General features: G+C 71.0%; 21 protein-coding genes. 11 read left to right on the top strand and 10 right to left on the bottom strand.

The window, feature by feature from the left end; genetic code table 11:
- Positions 1-108: 108 nt before the first annotated feature.
- Complete coding sequence (locus IPH07_10590) at positions 109-666, top strand: hypothetical protein (GenBank protein ID MBK6917837.1); 558 nt, start codon at positions 109-111, stop codon at positions 664-666.
- Positions 663-1,283 carry a 5-formyltetrahydrofolate cyclo-ligase gene (locus tag IPH07_10585; protein MBK6917836.1) on the top strand — a complete coding sequence of 207 codons (621 nt, stop codon included), beginning with the start codon at positions 663-665 and terminating at the stop codon, positions 1,281-1,283. Before IPH07_10590 ends, IPH07_10585 begins: the two co-directional genes overlap by 4 nt.
- On the opposite strand, the gene IPH07_10580 is transcribed toward IPH07_10585, so the two are convergent.
- Positions 1,280-2,056 (bottom strand): creatininase family protein, encoded by a 777-nt coding sequence (locus IPH07_10580; GenBank protein ID MBK6917835.1) that lies wholly within the window; start codon positions 2,054-2,056, stop codon positions 1,280-1,282. The genes IPH07_10585 and IPH07_10580 overlap by 4 nt on opposite strands.
- Entirely contained in the window at positions 2,053-3,657 is a 1,605-nt protein-coding gene (locus IPH07_10575; protein ID MBK6917834.1) for a benzoate-CoA ligase family protein, read from the bottom strand. Before IPH07_10575 ends, IPH07_10580 begins: the two co-directional genes overlap by 4 nt.
- 78 nt (positions 3,658-3,735) lie before the next feature.
- On the opposite strand from IPH07_10575, the gene IPH07_10570 reads away from it, so the two are divergent.
- Positions 3,736-4,233 (top strand): hypothetical protein, encoded by a 498-nt coding sequence (locus IPH07_10570; GenBank protein ID MBK6917833.1) that lies wholly within the window; start codon positions 3,736-3,738, stop codon positions 4,231-4,233.
- A 39-nt stretch (positions 4,234-4,272) separates the two neighbouring features.
- Here the strand turns inward: IPH07_10570 and IPH07_10565 are convergent, their stop codons facing one another.
- Positions 4,273-5,067: an OmpA family protein gene (locus IPH07_10565; GenBank protein ID MBK6917832.1), complete on the bottom strand. Its 795-nt coding sequence runs from the start codon at positions 5,065-5,067 to the stop codon at positions 4,273-4,275.
- Positions 5,068-5,194: 127 nt separating this feature from the next.
- Between IPH07_10565 and IPH07_10560 the strand changes: the two genes are divergently transcribed.
- Positions 5,195-7,906 carry a DNA translocase FtsK 4TM domain-containing protein gene (locus IPH07_10560; GenBank protein MBK6917831.1) on the top strand — a complete coding sequence of 904 codons (2,712 nt, stop codon included), beginning with the start codon at positions 5,195-5,197 and terminating at the stop codon, positions 7,904-7,906.
- Between the two features lie 129 nt (positions 7,907-8,035).
- The gene (locus tag IPH07_10555) at positions 8,036-9,139 is read left to right on the top strand and encodes a DUF4185 domain-containing protein (GenBank protein MBK6917830.1); all 1,104 of its coding nucleotides are present in this window, start codon (positions 8,036-8,038) and stop codon (positions 9,137-9,139) included.
- Positions 9,140-9,236: 97 nt separating this feature from the next.
- Here IPH07_10555 and IPH07_10550 read toward each other — a convergent pair whose 3' ends face one another.
- Positions 9,237-10,016 carry a DJ-1/PfpI family protein gene (locus IPH07_10550; GenBank protein MBK6917829.1) on the bottom strand — a complete coding sequence of 260 codons (780 nt, stop codon included), beginning with the start codon at positions 10,014-10,016 and terminating at the stop codon, positions 9,237-9,239.
- 105 nt (positions 10,017-10,121) lie between these two features.
- Between IPH07_10550 and IPH07_10545 the strand changes: the two genes are divergently transcribed.
- The 4 genes from IPH07_10545 to IPH07_10530 all read left to right on the top strand — a co-directional run bounded on the left by IPH07_10545 (position 10,122) and on the right by IPH07_10530 (position 14,714).
- Complete coding sequence (locus IPH07_10545) at positions 10,122-10,838, top strand: outer membrane lipoprotein carrier protein LolA (GenBank protein ID MBK6917828.1); 717 nt, start codon at positions 10,122-10,124, stop codon at positions 10,836-10,838.
- A 295-nt stretch (positions 10,839-11,133) separates the two neighbouring features.
- Entirely contained in the window at positions 11,134-12,162 is a 1,029-nt protein-coding gene (locus IPH07_10540) for a hypothetical protein (GenBank protein ID MBK6917827.1), read from the top strand.
- Between the two features lie 203 nt (positions 12,163-12,365).
- Positions 12,366-13,637: a right-handed parallel beta-helix repeat-containing protein gene (locus IPH07_10535; protein MBK6917826.1), complete on the top strand. Its 1,272-nt coding sequence runs from the start codon at positions 12,366-12,368 to the stop codon at positions 13,635-13,637.
- A gap of 6 nt (positions 13,638-13,643) precedes the next feature.
- Positions 13,644-14,714, top strand: coding sequence for a hypothetical protein (locus IPH07_10530; protein ID MBK6917825.1), 1,071 nt, complete (start codon positions 13,644-13,646; stop codon positions 14,712-14,714).
- Between the two features lie 20 nt (positions 14,715-14,734).
- Here the strand turns inward: IPH07_10530 and IPH07_10525 are convergent, their stop codons facing one another.
- Genes IPH07_10525 through IPH07_10510 form a run of 4 tightly spaced genes read right to left on the bottom strand, consistent with a single transcriptional unit; the run spans position 14,735 to position 17,208 of the window.
- Entirely contained in the window at positions 14,735-15,016 is a 282-nt protein-coding gene (locus tag IPH07_10525; GenBank protein MBK6917824.1) for a DUF4254 domain-containing protein, read from the bottom strand.
- Positions 15,009-15,299: a DUF4254 domain-containing protein gene (locus IPH07_10520; protein ID MBK6917823.1), complete on the bottom strand. Its 291-nt coding sequence runs from the start codon at positions 15,297-15,299 to the stop codon at positions 15,009-15,011. Before IPH07_10520 ends, IPH07_10525 begins: the two co-directional genes overlap by 8 nt.
- Positions 15,296-15,847 (bottom strand): hypothetical protein, encoded by a 552-nt coding sequence (locus IPH07_10515; GenBank protein MBK6917822.1) that lies wholly within the window; start codon positions 15,845-15,847, stop codon positions 15,296-15,298. Before IPH07_10515 ends, IPH07_10520 begins: the two co-directional genes overlap by 4 nt.
- Before the next feature lie 17 nt (positions 15,848-15,864).
- A complete protein-coding gene (locus IPH07_10510) occupies positions 15,865-17,208 on the bottom strand; it encodes a glycosyltransferase family 9 protein (GenBank protein ID MBK6917821.1) in 1,344 nt (447 codons plus the stop codon).
- Between the two features lie 142 nt (positions 17,209-17,350).
- Here IPH07_10510 and IPH07_10505 point away from each other — a divergent pair, with 142 nt between their 5' ends.
- The gene (locus IPH07_10505) at positions 17,351-18,217 is read left to right on the top strand and encodes a GGDEF domain-containing protein (protein MBK6917820.1); all 867 of its coding nucleotides are present in this window, start codon (positions 17,351-17,353) and stop codon (positions 18,215-18,217) included.
- Between the two features lie 11 nt (positions 18,218-18,228).
- On the opposite strand, the gene IPH07_10500 is transcribed toward IPH07_10505, so the two are convergent.
- The gene (locus tag IPH07_10500; GenBank protein ID MBK6917819.1) at positions 18,229-19,377 is read right to left on the bottom strand and encodes a hypothetical protein; all 1,149 of its coding nucleotides are present in this window, start codon (positions 19,375-19,377) and stop codon (positions 18,229-18,231) included.
- Positions 19,374-19,790, bottom strand: coding sequence for a dCMP deaminase family protein (locus IPH07_10495; protein ID MBK6917818.1), 417 nt, complete (start codon positions 19,788-19,790; stop codon positions 19,374-19,376). The genes IPH07_10500 and IPH07_10495 overlap by 4 nt, the downstream gene beginning before the upstream one ends.
- Positions 19,791-19,975: 185 nt before the next feature.
- On the opposite strand from IPH07_10495, the gene IPH07_10490 reads away from it, so the two are divergent.
- Complete coding sequence (locus IPH07_10490; GenBank protein MBK6917817.1) at positions 19,976-20,488, top strand: (2Fe-2S)-binding protein; 513 nt, start codon at positions 19,976-19,978, stop codon at positions 20,486-20,488.
- Positions 20,489-20,549: the final 61 nt, after the last annotated feature.

The raw sequence follows: 20,549 nt of genomic DNA, 5'->3' as shown, positions 1-20,549 counted from the left end.
CCCCGGCGGACAAGCGGGATCCCAGGGCGGAGGCGGTGCTGCGGCGCTGCCGTGGTGGTCGCGCGTCGCGCCCGAGGGGGCGCGGCGCAGTCGCGCTATGCTGTCAGGATGGATTGCATGCTGCGCGCGAGCTTGGTGGCGCTGGTGGGTCTGGCGACCGGCGGCTGCCTCGGGATCGAGGGCACCGACGTGAGCACGAGCGCAGCGGTCGACACGATGTCCACCAGCGGTGGCGCGAGCGATGGCGGGACGACGGGCGGTGCGTCGGCGAGCACCAGCGCGGGGTCGTTCACGGGCACCGATGCCACCGATGGCGGCTCGAACGGGACCGCGGCCGACACCGCCGACACCGCGTCGACCGGTGCAGGCGACGGCACCAGCGGCGACGGTGGAGCATCGGGCAGCGACTCGGGCTCGGGCAGCGGCTCGGGCAGCGACTCGGGCTCGGGCTCGGGCAGCGACTCGGGCTCGGGCAGCTCGGGCAGCGACTCGGGCTCGGGCAGCTCGAGCGGCGGGCCCAGCTGTGGCGATGGCGTCATCGAGCTCGACGAGGAGTGCGACGGCGACGATCTCGGTGGCTTCGATTGCGCCAGCCTCGGGCTCGGCGACGGCACGCTGACCTGCACCGCACAGTGCTACTTCGACCTCGGTGGCTGCAGCGGGTGAGCGGCGACGACGAGGCCCGCACGCGCGTGCGCGAGCGGCTGCGGGCGCGTCGGGCCGCGCTGCCGCGCGCGTGGATCCACCAGCGCTCGACGGTGCTGTGCGATCACGTGCTCGCCTCGCCGCTGTGGGCGGAGGCCGAAGCGCTCGTCGCCTTCGTCGGCGTGCGCGGCGAGCCCGATACCGCCGCGATCCTGCACGCGGCGTGGGAGCGGGGCACGCCGCTGTGGCTGCCGCGCGTGCGCGGTGACGTGCTGGAGTTCGTGGACACCGGCGGGCCCGACGATCTGCGCTCGGGCTGCTTCGGCTTGATCGAGCCCAGCCCCACGCGCCCGCGCATCGACGCGCTCGCGCAGCTCGGGGGCGCGCTCGTGCTGGTGCCGGGACTCGGTTTCGATCGCAGCGGCGCGCGCATCGGCTTCGGTCGCGGCTACTACGATCGCGCGCTCGCGGAGCTCCGCGACGATGCCGGCTTCCACCGCGTGGGCGTGGCCTTCGAGGACTTCGTCGCCGAGCCGGGGGATCCCGACGCCGCGATCCCGATGGCCGCGCACGACGTGCCCGTGCAGTGGCTCGCGACCGAGCGCGGCGTGCAGCCGTGCACGACGTCGACGCGCTAACCCGCAGGCGCGAGGCTCGCGACCACGGCCTCGATGACCATCTGCGCCAGCACGTCGAGCGTTGCCTCGCCCTCGGCGACGCTCGCCGCCGACGGCGTGCCGCAGTAGGCCCGATCGAGCCCGCAGTCGACGAAGTCCCGCGCGCCGGCGGCGATGCGCTCGTGCAGCGGCACGATGTGCGGGGGCAGGGCCTGCGCGCGCGGCAGGTCGACCAGCGCTGGCGCGATCGCCAGCACCAGCGACGACTCGTAGGAGCCCGCATGGCACGAGCCGCTCTTGAACTCCGCGCCGAGCCGCTCGGCGAGGCGGCGGCGGGTCTTGTCGACGAACAGCAGCGCCACGCCGGTCGCGGCCTCGAAATCGGACGCGACCCGGCGCAGCGTCTGGATGTGCGCCGGCTCGAGGTGTGCGTTGGTCACGACCACGCGGGCGAAGCCCATCGCGTGCGCGGCCATGCAGGTCTCGAGCACGCTCGCGTAGGTGGTCTCGGCGCGCATCGACACCGTACCCGCGAAGCTGCGCGCCCAGTCGGTGACGCCGTAGTTGATCGCGGGGAAGCGCAGGCACACCAGGCCCCGCTCGGCCAGCGCGCGCCCGGCCCGGCGCGCGACCTCGACGCTGATCATCGTGTCGGTCCCGAGCGGCAGGTGCGGGCCGTGGGCCTCGACGCTGCCGGTCGGTACGATCGCGATCGACGGCGTCGGGCGCTGAAGCAGTGCCTGCACCCGCGGATAGGTGAGCTGGATCAGCTCCGCGTCGACGCCCGTGCTCATGTCGCCGCCCGACCGCGTAGCTCGCCGCGCTTGATCTTGCCGGTGTCGGTGCGCGGCAGCGTTGCGAACACGATGCGGCGCGGCACCTTGAACGCGGCGATGTGGCCGCGCGCGTACGCCATCAGCTCTTCGGCCAGGGCGTCGCTGGCGGTGGCGTGCTCGTGCAGCTCGACGAAAGCCATCGCCTTCTCGAGTCCGGCCTCGTCGCGGTAGCCGACCACGCCGGCCTCGCGCACCGCCGTGTGGCCCATCAGGCAGTTCTCGACCTCGACCGGCGAGACGTACACGCCCGAGCACTTGAGCATGTCGTCGCCGCGGCCGCAGTACCAGAAGTAGCCATCGGCATCGACCATGAACTTGTCGCCACCCTTGACCGCGTCGCCCCAGAAGGTCTCACGGCTCTTGTCGCGCATGCGCCAGTAGCCCGCGCCCGCCGAGGGGCCCTCGATCACCAGCGTGCCGATCTCGCCGGCGGGCACCTCGCGGTTGTCGTCGTCGACGAGGCGATGACGGTAACCCTCGACGATGCGGCCGAGGCTGCCGGCCTTCACGTCGCCGGGACGATTGGTGATGTAGACGTGGAACATCTCCGCCGAGCCGATGCCGTCGTAGACCTCGACGCCGAAGCGCTGCTTGAAGTCGAGGTACAGCCGCGGTGGCAGGGCCTCGCCCGCACTGACCAGCGAGTGCAGCGTGTGCAGATCGAAGCGCAGCTCGTCGGGCAGCGCGGTGAGCTTGGCGATGTTGGTCGGCACCGTGACGAACTGCGTGACGCCGTGGTGCTCGATGAGCGCGAGGTAGTCGCGGGCCTCGAGCCGCTCGTGGGCCAGCAGGCAGCGGCCGCCGACCGCGAGCGGGAACAGCAGGTTGCTGCCGAGCGCATAGCCGAAGAACAGCTTCGGCGCCGACATCGTGAGGTCGCCGCCGTGGAGCCGCAGGGTTCGCTGCGCGTAGGCGATCGTGTTCCACACGAAGTCGTGGTGCATGTGCACCACGCACTTGGGGTTGCCAGTGGAGCCCGACGACGACAGCCAGGTCGCGAAGTCGTCGCGCCAGGTCGGCTCGGTACGGGCCTCGGGCGCCTGACGATCGACCAGCGCGTGCCAGTCGTGGGTGCCCGCGGGCACGGCCGCACCACTGCGATCGAGCACGATGACGCGGGGAGGGTAGGGCGCGTCGCCGACGACCGGCGCGAGCATCGGCCACACCTCGGCGTCGACGATGATGGCCTTGGGTCGTGCGTACTCGAGGTAGTAGGCGTAGTCCTTGGGCTGCAGCCAGGTGTTGGTGGGCACCGCGACGCAGCCCGCACGCAGCACGCCGAAGTAGGCCTCGGCCCACTCCGGGGTGTCGAGCAGCAGCAGCTGCACACGGTCCTCGATGCCGAGGCCGAGCTCCCGCAGTGCGTTCGTCACACGGCAGCTGCCGGCCACGAGTTCCCGATAGGTGCGCGTCGTCGTGGTGGCGGTCGCGGGGTCGCCACCGGCCTGCAGATCGGTGTGCAACAAGGCGACCTGGTCACCCTTGCCCTCGGCGATGCGATCGTCGAGGAAGAAGGTCACCATGTTGAGGCGGTCGGGGATGACGATCGGGTCCGACATCGGCGTCGCGCGCGAGCGTCCCACGTGCCGCGACGCGCGGGCAATCGGCAGCATGATCGGGTAGGCTCACGGTTGCGCATGGACGTGCAGTACCCGTTGGTGCAGTTCGACCTGCGGCGCGACGACTTCGTCGTGTGGCTGCGGTGGATCTCGCTCGAGAAGCCGCCGTCGCCCCAGGCTCCGCCATCGCAGGGCATGCGGGTCGAGCTGCAGCTCAACCGCAACACCGTGCTGGGGCCCTCGATCGTCTATCGCCGCGAGCTCGAGCAGGCGCCGGTCTACCTGCGCAGCAACCGGCCACGGGTGTGCGAGGTGCTGCAGGCCGCGACCACCAAGGGCGTGGTCGACGTGCAGCTCATCATCCACGGCTCGATCGCGAACGCGCCCTACGCGTCGCTGTTCCACGTGCGCGACTACGACGGGCAGGCGATCGACACTCGGCCCATCGAGGCCACGCCGATGCTGCAGGTACAGCCGAGCACGCCCGGTGATCGTTGGCACGTGGCCGGGCAGGCCAACGTGCGCGTGCGGCTGGAGCTGAGCGGCGCGCCGATCCACCTGCGGGTCGTTCGCTGACCCGCGCGGTGATCGGAGCGCAGGGCTCTCGAGCGCCACTCAGTGCTTGGTCAGCATCTCTTGCATGCCCGGGATGTCGCCGAGCAGCGGCATCAGCACGATCTCGATGCGGCGGTTCTGTGCCCGCTGCTCGGGGGTATCGTTCGCGGCGACCGGATCGAACTCGCCGAAGCCGGCCGCACCCAGCTGTGCGGCGGGGTAGCCCTGCTCGATCATCGTGTCGACCATGACCACCGCGCGCGCGGTGCTGAGCTCCCAGTTCGACTTGAAGCGGGCGGTCTTGATCGGAACGTTGTCCGTGTGACCCGAGACCAGGAACTCGCGGTCGCCGACGCTCTTGAGCGCGGGCACCAGCTGCGCCACCGCGGCGACGCCTTCGGGTCGCAGCTTGGTCTTGCCGCTGTCGAAGAGGATCGAGTCGGACAGCTTGACGACCATGCGACCCTTGCGGAACTGCACCTCGATGGTGCCCGCGTCGACCAGCGCCTTCAGTCGCGAGAACAGATCCTTGTAGACCTTGAGCTCGGCCTCGCGCTTGGCCTTCTCGGCGCGGAGGTCGGCGAGCTCCTTGGCGGTGAGGCCCTGCTGCTTCGCGAGGTCTTCGATCTGCGCGTTCAGCTGGGTCAGCTCACCCTCGAGCTCGGCGATGCGCTGCTCGTAGGTCTTGTTCTGCTTCGAGAGCTCGTCGTTGTCGGCGCGCGACTTGTCGAGGTCCGTCTTGGTCTGGGACAGCTCGGCGCGGGTTCGGTCGAGCTCTGCTTGCAGCTTCTTGGCCTTGCAGCCCCCGAGCAGCGATAGTGAGGTCACCAGCAGGATGAGGGCGGGACGTCGCATGGGCGGCCAAACCTACCACCGCCGCGCCGGCCTGCCCGCCGATTGCTTGACCTACTTGTAAGGGTATGTAGGATACCCTCGGGCGCGTCCCTCGGGGCCGTCCAAAGCATCGAATTCACGAGGAAAAATGGCGAATCGGCGCGGCAAGACGAGGACGGCGACCCCGAGCAACAGCGGGACCGCTCGGTCCTGGACGGAGTTCTTTGGCGTCGCGCTGGTCGCGGGCGGGGTCCTGACCCTGGGCGGCCTGTTCTCGTACCAGACCGGCACCGGCGCGTGGATGGGGCCGGTCGGGCACCTGCTGGCGTCGGCGCTCTACGCGAGCCTGGGCATGGCCTCGTACCTCGTGGCGCTCGGGGTGCTCGCGACCGGCGTGCAGTCGCTGCTCGGTCGTGGCGTCGAGCTCTCGCTGTCGGACGCGGTCGGCTTCACGATCGCGACCATCGCGGGCTGCGTGCTGCTGCACGTCTCGTTCCCGCACTACCGCGTGCATGGCTACACCGCCGGCGGCCTCGGTGGTGAGCTCGTCGGTGAGGTCTGCATGGGCCTGTTCCACCGCGCGGGCACCTACCTCGTTGCCGGCACCGTGATGTGCATCGGCCTCATCGCGTCGACGCCGTTGTCGACCGCCCACCTCGTGCGGGCCGCCCGGGTGATCGGTCGCGGCGTCGCCTCGCTCACGCGCTACCTCGTCGAGGGCGCGCGCGCGCTGCTCGTGTCGGCGCGCGAGGGTGATCCCGAGACCGCGGCGGCGGTCGCCGCCAAGCCGCGCGCCGAGGCACCCGCGCCGAGCCGACGTCGTGCGCCGGCCAAGCCCCGTGTGGTGGCGGCGGTCGCGGACGACGAGGACGAAGAGGACGAAGAGGAAGAAGAAGACGAGGAGGAAGCGGAGGACGAGGAGGAAGCGGAGGAGGAAGAAGAAGAGGAAGAAGAAGAAGACGAGGACGAAGAGGACGAGGACGAGGACGAAGCCGCCGAGGGTGAGGCCGAGGACGAGCTCGACGACGAAGGCGACGACGACGAGACCTCCGCCCGTTCCGCAAGCAAGCGCAAGACGGCCGCCAAGCCGGCCGCTGCGAAGGCGCCGCGCAAAGGCGAGGATGTGCCCGAGATCGTCGTGGGTGCAGTGGCCGATCCGGCGAAGCCCAAGAAGGCTGCGCCCCCGCGTCCCGAGGAACTCGCGAAGGTCGCCGCGTCGACGCCCAAGCTGGTGCCGCCCGCACCACGTCGGCCGGAGTCGGCGATTCCCGGCGTCATCCGCCTCACCCAGGGTGCCTACGAGCTCCCGCCGCTGCAGCTGTTCGAGGCCGCCGAGGCGACGGTCAGCGACTTCGATCGCAACTTCGTGCTCGAGCAGGCGCAGCGCCTGGTCGCCGCGCTGGCGGAGTTCCGCATCAAGGGCAAGGTCACCAAGATCCACCCCGGTCCGGTCATCACGCGCTACGAGTTCAAGCCCGAGGCCGGCGTGAAGCTCTCCAAGATCGAGAGCCTCGAGAACGACATCGCGATGGCCCTCGAGGCGCTGCGGATCCGCATCCTCGCGCCGATTCCGGGCAAGGCCACCGTCGGCTTCGAGGTGCCCAACAAGACCCGCGAGACCGTCTACATCAAGGAGATCCTGGCGGCCGAGAACTTCGGCGCCGGCAACAAGCTGCCGCTGGCGCTCGGCAAGGACATCACCGGCCACGTGACATTCACCGACCTCGCCAAGGCGCCTCACCTGTTGGTCGCCGGTGCGACCGGCTCGGGCAAGTCGGTCGGCGTCAACGCCATGGTGTGTTCGCTGCTCTACACCTGCACGCCCGAGGACGTGCGCATGGTGATGATCGATCCGAAGATGCTCGAGCTCTCGATCTACGAGGGCATCCCGCACCTGCTGTTGCCGGTCGTCACCGACCCCGAGAAGGCCGCGCTGGCGCTGCGCTGGGCGGTGCAGGAGATGGAGCGCCGCTATACGCTGCTCTCGGAGGCGCAGGTCCGAGACATCGCTGGCTACAACCGCAAGCTCGCCGAGCTGCAGGCCGACTGGGACAAGGAGAAGGCGCAGCTCGAGCTCGCGGCCGCCGAGGTCGCCCGTGACGCGGCCGAGCACGGTGAAGACGGCGCGCTGGGCAGCAAGCTCTCGGGCACGTCATTCGACGCCGAGGGCAACCCGCACACCGTCACCGGCGGTGTCGACATGCCCGAGCGTCCGAGCAAGCTGCCGTACATCGTGGTGATCATCGACGAGTTCGCGGACCTGATGATGGTCGCGAGCAAGGAGGTCGAGCAGTGCGTCGCTCGCATCGCCGCCAAGGCGCGTGCGGCGGGCCTGCACCTCATCGTCGCGACCCAGCGACCCAGCGTCGATGTCATCACCGGCACCATCAAGAACAACTTCCCCTCACGCATCGCGTTCCAGGTCACGAGCGAGGTCGATAGCCGTACGATCCTCGACGGCAAGGGTGCCAAGCAGCTGCTCGGCATGGGCGACATGCTGCACATGGACCGCGGCATGCAAGCCCAGCGCGTGCACGGCTGCTATGTCTCCGAGGACGAGATCCTCAAGGTCGTCGAGTTCGTCAAGCGCCAGGCCAAGCCGGTCTACAACATGGACATCGTCCGCAAGCGCGACGACGAGGGCGAGATGGGCGACGCCGACGAGAACCTCGATCCGATGTACGACCGCGCGGTCGAGATCGTCGCCGAGGCGCAGAAGGTGTCGACCAGCATGCTGCAGCGGCGGTTGGGCATCGGCTACAACCGGGCGGCGAAGATCGTCGAGTGCATGGAAGAGCGCGGCGTGATCGGGCCTGCGCGCGGCACCACGCCGCGCGAGGTGTTCGTGACGGCGGCGTGAGCGTAGCCGGGCGTCCCGCGCTGCGGGCCCGGCCCGGCGGCCGGCGGCCGAGGGCGGTGGATCGGGGGCACCCTCGCATCCGCGCGGGCACGGATCCATCGCCGGTGATGGCGGACTACCGTCTCGTCGATGCGTCGTCGCTCGCACTGGGCCGCCTTGCTCCTCGCGCTCGCGTGCGAGGCGGTCGCACCATCCGGCCCTGAGGTCGTCGAGGCCCGCGAGATCGGCGTGCTCGGCGACAGCGGCCTGATCGACGGGCGCGACGGCGGGCCCAGTGCAGTGCTGTGGGGCCACGACGTGTGGACCTTCGGCGACACGGTGCTGCGGGTGCCCGACGTCGACGGACAGAACTGGCACCACAACTCGTTTTCGATCACCGCTGACCTCGATGCGAGCGATGGCATCTCGGGATTGCATGAGCCGCTGGATGCCGTCGGTGCGCCGCTGTACCTCGTGCCGCCGACCCCAGCCGAGAAGGCGTTCAACGACGCCCACCTGGGCGACCCCTGTGCGCAGACGCCATGCGGCGCGCGCTGGGCCGCATGGCCGAGCGCGCCGGTCTACGACGTCGATCGCGACCGGGCGCTGATCTTCTACGGTCTGATCTACGCCGAGCCGGGCCCGTTCAATTTCGAGGGCGCGGGCGGATCGATCGCGATCTGGGACCGGCTCGACGCGGTCGTGCGCCGACCCGAGATCGATGCCGGTGCCGAGCATCCCACGCTGATGTTCCGCGCGGGCGATCCGTCGTTCGGCATCAGCCCGCACATCGAGGGCGACCACCTGTACAGCTTCGCCTGCGACGAGCACCGCGGCACCCACGTGTGTCGCATCGGCCGTGTGCCGGTCGAGCAGGCGCTCGATCGCAGCGCGTGGCGCATGTGGGGCGGCAACGACTACGACGCCGATCTCGAGCACGGCACCGTGCTGTTCGAGGCCGCACCGATCGCCTCGATCACGCCGCTGCCCGCCACCGGCGAGTGGCTCGCGGTGTACTCGCCACCCTTCGACACCACCATCGTCGCTCGCACGGCGCCGACGCGGACGGGCCCGTGGTCGGCACCGTCGCGGGTGTATCGCGTGCCCGCCGGCGAGCCTGCGCCCTACGACGCCCAGCACCACGCCGAGCTCGCCGAAGACGGTGGCGTGGTGCAGTACGTGACCTACTCGCGGCCGACCGAGGGATGGTTCGGATCGGAGTTCGCGATCGTGCGTGTCGAGCTCGTCCCTTGAACACGCGCCCTCCCGGCGCGCACAGTGTGGCGCGCTGCCCGTGGCTCGATGTGGCAAGGCCCGGCTCGCCCGCGTGGTGAGGCACGGGACGTCGGGGTCACCGCCGCGTGATCGCCTCGGGATCCGACAGCATCTCGATGAACGCGCGCGCATACGCATGCGCGTCGCCAGGCCACCGCGCGGACACGTAGTTGCGATCGCGCACCACGAAGCCACGCGCGAGGTGCTCGGGATCATCGCGTCGCAGCGAGCGCGGCCCGGCGTCGAAGTCCTGCGGTTGCGCGAGCGCGGCGGTCACCTCGGCCTGCACCGTCTCGGGATATGTGCGGTAGTAGTCGCCGAGCCAGAGCTTGGTCAGGCGCCACGCCAGCAGCTCCATGCGCGCCGGCAGTGCGGTGGTGCGGCGGCCGTGGAGCACCGAGCGTGCATCATCACCGCGGGTGCGCGCCGCGACGATGACACCATGACAGATCGCGCCGACTGGCTCGTCATCGGCGAACATCCTCGCGACGACGCGCTGCACCTCGCTCGCCTCGAGGTACTCGCGCATGCCGGGCGCGTGACCACCGGGCAGATGGATCGCATCGAACTCGTGATCGGCGAGCTGGTCGTAGCGCAGCGGCGACGCGAACGCGGGCAGGGCCGCGGTGCGCTCCCACGCCGCGCGGCCGCGGGCGTCGGCGCGCAGCGAGGGCGCGAGCGGACCGAGGCCGCGACCGGTCAACATGCGGGGATCGGCCTGCGCCGCGCGCCCGTCGGGCGTCGCGAACACCAGCGTGTGCCCAGCGTCGTCGAGCGCGGCACAGGGCACGCCGACTTCGGTGGGATCGACATCGTGACGGGGCAGCGGGACCAGTACGCGCGCCATGGCCCGCAGCATGCACGCTTGCGCGGACGCGGGCGTGGTGAAAACCATCGCCGGCGGCGTGCACGGCCCCATGAGCCTGCGCTACGCTCCCCCGGAGAAGAGAGCCCCCGCCCCATGGACGTCGTCACCTGCGTGCTGTCGTATGGCCTGCTCTGCAGCGCCCCCGAGAAGACCCCCGAGCCAGCCGCGCCCCCGGCGATCACCGACTTCGACGGCGACGAGCCGGTGGCCGAGAAGGGCGCGGCCAGCAAGGTGCTCGCGAAGGTGCAGAAGTTCTATGACGGCACCACCGATTTCGGCGGTGACTTCAAGCAGACCTACGTGCACCCGGTGTACGGCACCAAGACCGTGAGCACCGGCAAGCTGCGCGTGAAGAAGCCCGGCAAGATGGTCTGGGACTACAGCGCCGACGACAACCCGGACTTCTGGGTCGACGGTACCAAGGTCACCGTGGTCGAGCGCGACACCAAGCAGGTGCTGCGCAAGGACGTCGACAGCTCCGACTTCGCCGGCGCCGAGAAGTTCTTGTTCGGCGGTAAGCAGCTGCTCGACGATTTCCTCGTCAAGCTCGCCGCCGAGAAGCTCGTCACCCGCTACGGGATGGCCGCGCACACGACCATCCGCCTCAAGCCCAAGCAAAAGAGCGCGCACTACAAGGAGCTGCTGCTGGTCGTCGATGACGCGACCGGTCGCGTCGACGCGTTCGTGGTGCTCAACGGCGACGGCAGCACCAACCACTTCGTGCTGAGCGGCGTGAAGACCAACACCGGCGTCGGCGACGACGCGTTCGAGTTCGTGAAGCCCAAGGGTTTCACCGAGATCGACGGCTGATCGCGGAAGCCCGCGGTGTCCGAGCGGCGGCGGAGATCCCGGGTGGATCCGCGCCGCCGCTTGCGATCGACCGTGCACGAACGCTGGTGCGCCGCGTCGCTGCGCGACATCGTGGTCGTGAGGCAGCGCGCGTTGTCGGCCCCGGCGCCCACGGCGACGGGCGGGCTGGCGTGCGCCCGCGTTGCAGGGCTTCGAGGCAGGCTGCTAGGCTCCGCGCGTCCGGCCACGCGTGCCGGCACGTGCCGCGCCGCGTGGCCCCTCCTGGCGCGCTCGCCACCCCTACGAAGAGAATCCGATGAACCGCTTCAGCTTTCCCATCGCCGCCGTGATGACCTCGTTGCTCGCTCTCGCGGCTTGCCCCGCGGGCGACGACTCCGACACCGGGGCCGATTCCGGCTCCTCGAGCGCCACCGGCATGACCGGCATGACCGGCATGACCGCGACCTCGGGCATGTCTGCCTCGTCGACGACCGACGGCACCGCCGACTCGACCGGCGGCTCCGACGTGTGCCCGGGCGCCGGTGGTGCCGCGGCCGATGGTGATGCCTGCACCGCGAACGGCGACTGCATGTCGGGCGTGTGCACGATCTTCACCGATGTGCCGCTCAACGCCGACGCGACCTGCGGCCCGTCGCCCGCCACCGACGCCGGCTGCAACACCCGCGTGACCGGCACGGTGTTCGACTTCTCGACCCGCATGCCCGTCGCGGGCGCGACCATGAAGGTCGCCGGCGCCCTCAACGCGATCACGAACCCCGGCGGCGCGACCGCGCTGGCGCAGGCGACCTCGGGCGCCGATGGCCGCGTCGACGTCACCTCGGACGTGCCGATCAACCAAGCGATCGCCATCATCGCGCTGGTCGAGGGCGCCGACGGCTACCTCACCGCGACCGGCCTCGCATCGCCGGTGATGGGCTCGGTGTACGCCGTCGGCACCGGCATCCACGACCTGTGGCTGGTGCCCTCGGCGAAGCTCACCGCGTGGTCGACCGCGCTGATGGCCGACGCCGAGGTCGACGCGGCCTCGCTGCCGCTCGGCGATGCCGGCGGCGTGATCGGCTTCGTGCGCGGGCCCGACGGTCTGCCGGTCGCGGGCGCGACCGTCGAGCCCGCCGACGCGGGCAGCGGCGCGATCATCCGCTACGTTGCCGCCGACGACACCATCACCGCCGACATGACCACCGACACCGGCATCTTCATCGTGATCGGTGCGGCGCAGACCGGTGAGGACTTCGACGCTAAGATGGGCGGGAGCACCATCGCCAGCGGCACCGCAGGCAGCGCCAACGGTGCTGCGTTCACGCTGATCCTGAGCGCCGAGTAGCGCTCGCGCGTCGGGCGTGCGCGGACACGCGCGCGTTCTCGAGGAGCCGAGTCGGGCCCCGGTCACGAGGGCGTCGACGTCGGCTTCGTGCGTTTCGCGGCGCAGCGGCGCTCGCCCGGCTTTGCGTGATCGGACACGCTCTGGTAATGCGGAAGTCGGACCGCTGCCCCCTTGGGTCCGCCCGCCTTGCCCCGGAGATTCGCGTGACCACCTCGCTTCGTTCGATTCGCATCACCTCCGCCCTCGCCACCGCGCTCGTGACCCTGCCCATCGGCTGCGGCTCGAGCGGCGATGGCAACGAGTCGAGCGCCGATTCCACCGGCGGCGATCTGCCGGCCGGCTGCGACCTCTACGTCGAGCCCAGCGACGACGACCAGACGGCGGTCACGGAGGCGTTCGTCGACGCGACCGACGGCAAGACGCTGTGCCTGGCGGCGGGCGAGTACCACCTGACGCGTCAGCTGTCGCTCAACGCCAACGGCGTGACCGTGCGCGGCGCGGGCAAGGACATGACGATCCTCGACTTCACCGGCCAAGAGACCGGCGGCAACGGCATGCTCGTGAAGGGCAACGACGTCACGCTCACCGAGTTCACCGTGCGCAACACGCCCGGCGACGGCATCCGCGGCGACCAGGTCGAGAACATCGCGTTCGTGCGGGTGGGGGTGATCTGGGAGGCGATGCACGCGCTGTCGAACGGCGCCTACGGGCTCTACCCGGTCGGTAGCAACGGCGTGCTGATCCAGGAGTGTGAGGTCGTCGGCGCCCGCGATGCCGGCATCTACGTCGGCCAGTCGACCGCGATCGTGGTCGAGGACTCGATCGCCCACGACAACGTCGCCGGCATCGAGATCGAGAACTCGACCGACGCGATCGTGCGGCGCAACGAGAGCTACAGCAACACCGCCGGTATCCTCGTGTTCAACCTGCCGGGGCTCGACGTCAAGGACGGCAAGCGCGCCAACGTCTACGAGAACGACGTCCACGACAACAACGTCACCAACTTCGCCGATCCCGGTACGGTGGTCGGCATCGTCCCGCCAGGCGTGGGCATGTTGGTGCTGGCCGCCGACAACAACGAGATCCACGGCAACACCATCGCCAACAACGACAGCGTCGGTGTGGCCATCATCGCCTACAGCGAGGAGTCGGGGCTGTTCGAGCCACCCAACGACCCCGCCTACGACATCTGGTCGGAGGGCAACTACATCCACGACAACACCTTCATGGGCAACGGCACCATGCCGGACCCGCTGGTGTTGCTGCTGGCCGGCAACATGACGCCGACGCCCGACGTGATCATCGATGGCTGCATTGCCGGCGACAAGAACAACGACGACGGCTCGCTGTCGAACTGCTTGGGTGAGGGCAGCTCGGTCACGTTCATGAACGCCGACCTGTGCGGCGACGCGATGGGTGCGACCAGCGATCCTGCCACCGTCGCGTGCACGCAGCCCGCGCTGCCCACGGAGTAGCGTCGTATGTCGCGCCCGCGCTGCCGTCGTTCGTGCCTCGTCGCGCTGCTCGCCGCTTCGGCGTGCGGCAGTGATCCCGCGCCCTACGATCCCGGCGATCCGCCGTACGAGAAGCTCTCGGACTGGCGCTTCTTCGAGGGGCCGCTGGCGCAGATGCAGCCGGTGGATGGCGTGTACGCGTACACCGTCAACGCGCCGCTGTGGGCCGACTACGCCGGCAAGGGGCGCTACTTCCAGCTGCCCGAGGGCGGCAAGATCGAGCGCACCGAGCAGGACGAGTGGGGCTTCCCCGAGGGCACGATCTTCATCAAGACGTTCTTCTTCGACACCGACCGCAGCGAGCCCGACGACGATCCGCACATCGTCGAGACCCGCCTCTTGGTCTACGAGAAGACCGGGGTGAAGTCGTACATCTACGTGTGGGACGACGAGCAGACCGAGGCCGTGCGCAAGAAGGCCGGCGCCGACGTGGACCTCGACTACCTCGACGAGAACGGCCAGCCGGCGCAGCAGCACTACCTCGTGCCCGACCAGAACACCTGCGAGGACTGCCACTCCCGCGACGACGTGCCGCGGGTGCTCGGCCCTTCGACGCTGCAGCTCAACACCGACGCGCCGCCGGAGTCGGGCATGAGCGGCAACCAGATCGATCTGTTCGCCGAGCTGGGGTTGTTCACGACCCCGCCACCGCCGGCCTCGACGTTGCCCGCGCTCAGCCACCCCGCGGGCGACGACGCGCTCGAGCTGCGCGCGCGCTCGTATCTGCACGGCAACTGCTCGCACTGCCACCGCCCCGGCGGCGGCGGCGGGCCGAGCGGGCTCACGTTCCTGTTCACCGAGGACGACCCGCCGTCGTACGGCGTGTGCAAGGTGCCGGCGGCGGCCGGTGCCGGTGCCGGTGGTCGACAGGTCGACATCTGGCCCGGTGATCCGGAGCGCAGCATCGTGCCGTTTCGCATGAGCACGACCGATCCGGACATCAAGATGCCGGAGCTGCCGAGCCTGCTCGCCGACGACTTCGGTGCGACGCTCATCAGCGATTGGATCGCCGGCATGGACGATCCGCCCTGCCAGTAGCGTGTGTCGGGCCGCGGCCGCTACTTGCCGCGGCCGCTGGCGCTGCGCATCGCCGGGTCGTTGTAGAGCTTGAACTGCCGGTAGACCTTCGGCACCTTGCCGCGCTCGACGATGGCGCGCCAGGTGGCGTCCAGCTCGACGCAGAGATCGTCACGCTGCTCGTCGATGACGCGTAGCCGCAGCGCGGCGGTGTGGCGCAGCTCGGGCGCTGCGAGCGGGTTGCACATTGCCTGCTCGGTGTGGAAGCGCCGCAGCTCGATGATGGTGAGCTTGTCGATGAGGGAGCCGACGGTCTCAGCCACTGTGCCCCCCACCGTGCCCCCCACCGTGCCCCCCACCGTGCTGGCCGCGGGTCGCGGCCGAGCGCGCCCATGCGATCACGAGGTCGTCGATGGCCTCGATGGTGTCGTTGCGGCGCTGGTTCAGCTGGTCGATGGCCCGCTTGGCCCGCGCGACCGCCAGATCGTCGTCGGTGCGGGCGGCGTCTTCCTCGTGCCACAGCGCGCAGTTGATCTGCGCCAGCTCGGAGACCAGGGCACCGAGGCCTGGCACGGCCGGCATCGGGGGCAGCTCGTTGGGTGTCATAGGTGCTCCAGCGCCCACAGCAGGCGGGCGGTACGGCGTGCGTCCTCTTCGTCCCGGGGCAGGGCGCGCGCGAGATCGGCGAAGCTGGGCTGCTGGTGCGGACGCATGCGGGCGAGCGCGGCGGCCAGCGAACGGTGACCCCACGCCATCGCGAGCTCGCGCAGGCCGCCGGCGTCGCGCGGGCACAGTCGCTCGCGCAGGGCTCGGGCCGCGCGGCGCACGGTCGCGGGCGCGTCGGCGGCGTGGGTGAAGATGATGCCGTCGATGCGTCGTGCGCGGAGCCAGGCCGGGGCGCCGCCGGTGAGCCACGCCTGCGCCTGCGTCAGCGCACAGGGCGTGACGCCGGGGGGCGCGGGCTCGGCGGCGGCGCCGTCACCTTCGCGCTCGAGATGGGTGTCGTCGACGATCCAGATGCACAGCGGATCGACGGCCGCCGTGGCAGCGGTGGCCTCGATCGGAGGTGGTGCTTCGTTGGCGGCGACGTGCGACGACGCGGGCGTCTCGACGCCTGGCGTGTGCGTGCCGGCACCGGGATCGATCGCAACCATAGGGGTGTTGGATCGCGTCACGCTGCACTCCGTCCGTCGCCACCGTCGTCGCGATCACTGCGGTGGGCGGCGACCTGGCCACGCAGTGCGAACGCCCGCGCCGCAGCACCGAGGCGATCGGGCAGTGACAGCAGTGCCTGCCAGCGCAGCGCGCCGAAGCGACCGCGACCTGCGGCACAGGCCGCCCACAGTGAGTCGGTGGCGGGCACGCCGGCGAAGTGGCACCGCCACATCGCTCGCCAGTGCGAGTCGTTGGCGTCGTCATCGTGGGCCTGCGGCGGTGCGTGGCACCACGACGGTGTGCGCAGTCCGAGCATGCCGTGATCGTCGCGGAAGCCCTCGCGTACGCGCACGCGCCGGAGCAGCTCGGTGTGGGCGTGCAGGGGCACCGGCGCGGGCGAGAACTGGCGCAGCGCCAGCGCGAGGACGTCGGCCAGCTGCGCGGGCTCGGGGTCGGCATCGACGCACAGCGCGGCGGGACCGGGCACGAACGCGAGCCCGCCGGCGACCCCCTGACGCAGCACGACCGTGGGACAGCCGACCTGCGCGGCGAGGTGGATCGCGACCGTGTCGACGCTGATGAGGCCGTGGGCGTCGGCGAGCAGCGCGGTGTAGTCGGCGAGCGAGCAGGTCTCGACGTCGGCGGCGGTGCCCGCTGCGATCGACGCCAGCACGGCGCGCTCCGACGGCGCACCGACCACGACGACGCGCTGGCCGAGCGCGGCCGGGATCGCGGCCACGAGCTGACGCCAGTCGTCGGGGGTGCGCCAATCCTTGCTGCGTTCGCTGCCGAAGGGATGAACCACCACCGGACCGCGGCGACGGCGGTTGCCCTCGCGCAGGCCCGACCAGCCCGCGAGCCGCACACCGGCCGCGAGCGCATACAGATCCTGATGGGCGAAGCTCGACAGGCGCTGGTCGACACCCCAGCCGTTGAGGTGGTCGATCGCGCCGTGCGACGGCACGTAGCGACCCAACGCATCGATCGAGGGGCCGAGCACGCGGCCACCCTCGGCCAGCAGCGCCGGTGCGAGCCAGCACGAGAAGCGCGTCGACGACAGGTTCACGACCACGTCGAAGCCGCCCTCGGCCGTGATCGCATCGACGTGGGTGCTCAGCGTGCGCAGGGCTGCGATCGCGTGCACGCGGGCGCGCCGGCGCAGGCCGGTGAAGGGCAGGCGGTGGCGCGCGGCCACGCCGGGCAGCAGCGCAGCGGCCTGCTCGGTCTGCTCCCAGTGCAGCAGCTCGACGCCCGCGGTGTCGCGTCGCCGCGAGAGCGCATCGGTCACCCGCGCGGCGGTGACGACGTCGCCGAGGCGCTGTAGCGCGAGCACGGCGATTCGTTGGCGTTCCCGGGGCACCTGGGAGTCCATGTGGCGATGGGCGCGGCACCGGGCAAGCACGGCCATCGACCCGTTTGGGGACGCCCGGAGGATCGAAAGGGGTGGCCGCGCCTGGGACTTCAGCGGCCGCTCGGGTCGGGCGATGTCCGGGCCGGAATCCGTGGCCGAACACGACGCGACTCCGCCGGTGCTCCGGTTCGCGATGCGGGTGATCGACGCCGTCGATCATGCCGAGCTCGCACGGGTCTGCGTCGACGAGCTGGTCGGTGCGTTCCGGATCCCTCGCGCGCGGGTGCTCGACGCCGAGACGGTGTGGAGCAGCGCCGGGGAGGACCTCGACGAGCGCCCTTCACTGACCATGGCGTTGCGGCTGTCCCCCGCCGATCAGCCGCCGGTGCGGCTCGAGGTCGGCTTCGGGGATCACGACGATCCGGCGATCGTACGGCAGCAGCTGCTCGATCTGGTCGGCATGGTGCGCCGCGCGTGGTCGCGGCTGAGCCAGCTCGAGCGCGAGCGCACCGATGCGCGCCGCGACGCGCTGACTGGCCTCGACAACCGTCGCGCGATCGAAGAGTGGCTCGACGGCGCGTGCCTCGAGGCGCTGCACCTGCGTCGGGATCTCACGGTCATGCTCGTGGACCTCGATCACTTCAAGCGCGTCAACGACACCCACGGCCATCCGGCCGGCGATGAGGTGCTGCAGCTGGCGGCGGTGTGCTTCCGTGCCCACCTGCGGCCGGGGGATCGCGTCTGCCGGTGGGGCGGCGACGAGTTCTTGATCGCGCTACCAGGCGTCGCCGCCCGCGGTGCCAGCGGCATCGCCGAGCGGCTGCGCGAGGCCTTCGCCCGCGACGCCCGGGCCCGCGGCTGCACGATGACGATCGGCATCGCCGATCTCGAGGCGCTCGGCCCCGGTGAGGCGGGCGCCGCCAGCATCATCGCGCTGGCCGACGGTTGCTTGCTCGGCGCCAAGCAAGCGGGGCGCAACTGCGTGATCGCGGCGGCGTGCCTGCGCGACGTCGGCTGAGCCGGCTCGGCTCACGGGCGTTCGTTGACGGGCACGTCGACGCAGCGCATGCACGGCGTCATGTTGGGCATGGTGCGCGGGGCCTGGTCACCCTCGCGCGCTGCGATCGGTAGCGGCACGGTGGTGGTGAGCCAGTGGCGGTGGCGTCGGGCGTAGAGCCGCACGCGCGGCGGCGCGTCGCCGCCCAGCTCGAGCACCGCGAAGCCGGGCTCGGACGTCGCGACCGGCGGGCGGTAGCCCACGCCCCTCACCCACGCGCTGCGAAGCGCGGCGCGACCGGCTCGCGGAGCCGCCGCGTTGCCACTGACGACCTGCCACAGCGGGCGCTCGAGGAACACGCGGTCGCTGCGGGCGATCGGTGCCGCGAGATCGGGTTGCACGTACAGCGAGCGCTCGCCGCCCGCGACCACGCCGGCGAACATGCCCGACTGCAGCGCGCGCTGCAGCACCTCGGGCAGGCGGTGGAAAATCGCCGAGGGATCGTGGTTGCTGCCGAGCCCGTGCTCGAACGCGCCTTCGACCGGCAGGTACAGCGCGAGGACCCTGGGGGTCGACGACGGCGTGGTCGCGAGCGCGTCGAGCAACGTCAGTGATCGCGCGACGGCAGCGTCGGCCTGGCGACCGCGATCGCGGGTCCACGGCTGCAGATCGAGCAGCACCAGCTCGACCACCCCGCCGTCGCCGTCGCCGTCGATGCGGCAGCGTGCGACGTCGCAGCTCGAGATCACCCGCGCGGTACCGTCGGCCGCGATGCGGACCACCGCAGCGTCTCGGGTCGCCGGGTTGCGCGCGGCGACGCCGAGCTCGGCGTCACCGGCGAGCGCGAAGACCTGTGCGCCCCGCAGGCCCAGCGCGGCAGCTGTGACCGGCGCCGGGGCGTCGCTGGGATCGACGCGACGCCCACGGTGCGCGCGACGGTGCGGCGTGAAGTCGCCGAGCAGGAGCACGGTCGCACGCGCGTGTGGGGCGAGCGCATCGTGCAGCGCGGTCGCGGTGGGCGTCGCGGCGGGGCCGACCGCGCCCGCACCGCCGACGATCGCGATCGCGACCCGCTCGGCGGCCGGCGCGGTGAGCCCGGGCTCGAATGCACCGCGGTGCATCGCGCAGCCGGTCGCCAGCGACAGCGCGGCGGCCAGCGTCGCCTGCCGCCGGTACCTCATCGCGGCGGCGTCGCCTCGGGGCTGCGCGCCAGCTGCACCAGCTCGATGCCGAGCTGACGCGCGGCATCGAAGATGCGCTCGTCGCGGTAGAACTCGCCGAACACGACCCGACGGATGCCGGCGTTGGCGATGGCCTTGAAGCAGTTCCAGCACGGCGATGCCGTCACGTAGATGCTCGCGCCCTCGATCGCGGTGCCGTTCTTCGCGGCCTGGATCACCGCGTTGATCTCGGCGTGGATCGTGCGCACGCAGTGGCCGTCCTCCATCAGGTGGCCGGCCTCGTCGCAGTGCGGCGTGCCGCGGATCGAGCCGTTGTAGCCGGTCGAGAGGATCGTGCGATCGCGGACGATCACGGCGCCGACGTGCTTGCGCGCGCACGTCGCTCGCGTGGCGATCACCGCCGCGATGTCCATGAAGTACTCGTCCCAGCTCACGCGGGCGCCGTGGTCGTGGTCGCTCACGGGTGGCAATCTCGCACGAAATGGGCGCCCATCGGGCGCACGCGGGCCGGGGCCGGCCAACTTCGTCGCGCAGCTCACGTCGGGCCGCCTTGCCTCCGGGGCCGCGTCGCAGCGAGACTCCTGGGCGCTCGCACGCGATGTCCGATCCCGTCACGCCCGCCCGCCTGTTGCAGTGCTCCGTCAACGCGCGGCCCGTCGCGGTCGCGGTCGCGCCCCATCGCACGCTGCTCGAGGTGCTGCGCTACCAGCTCGACTTGATCGGCAGCAAGCAGGGCTGCGACAAGGGCGACTGCGGTGCGTGCACCGTGCAGGTCGACGGCGTGCCCCGGCTCGCCTGCCTCACGCTCGCGCTCGCGGTCGAAGGTCGCGAGGTCACCACCGTCGAGGGCCTCGCGAGTGCGCCGTCGCTGGGTTGCCACCCGCTGCAGGACGCATTCGATCGCCACGACGCCGCGCAGTGCGGCTTTTGTACCCCTGGCATCCTCATGAGTGCGGAGGCGCTGCTGCGCCGCGTGCAGCGCCCGGTCGAAGACGCCGAGGTCCGCGCCGCGCTGGCCGGCAACCTGTGCCGCTGCACGGGGTACACCAAGATCATCGATGCCGTGGTGGACGCCAGTCGCGCCATGTATGGCGGCGCTGCGCGTCCCTAGCTCGGCCGCGCGTGCATCCCACGCGAGCGGTGGTCGCGGCATGGGTTTGCTAGCATGCAAC

This window comes from Deltaproteobacteria bacterium (assembly GCA_016709225.1).
GTDB classification, from domain to species: domain Bacteria; phylum Myxococcota_A; class Polyangia; order Nannocystales; family Nannocystaceae; genus Xiheibacterium; species Xiheibacterium phototrophicum.
The sequence above is the reverse complement of the archived record's forward strand: the minus strand, read 5'-3'. Positions and strand labels throughout refer to the sequence as shown.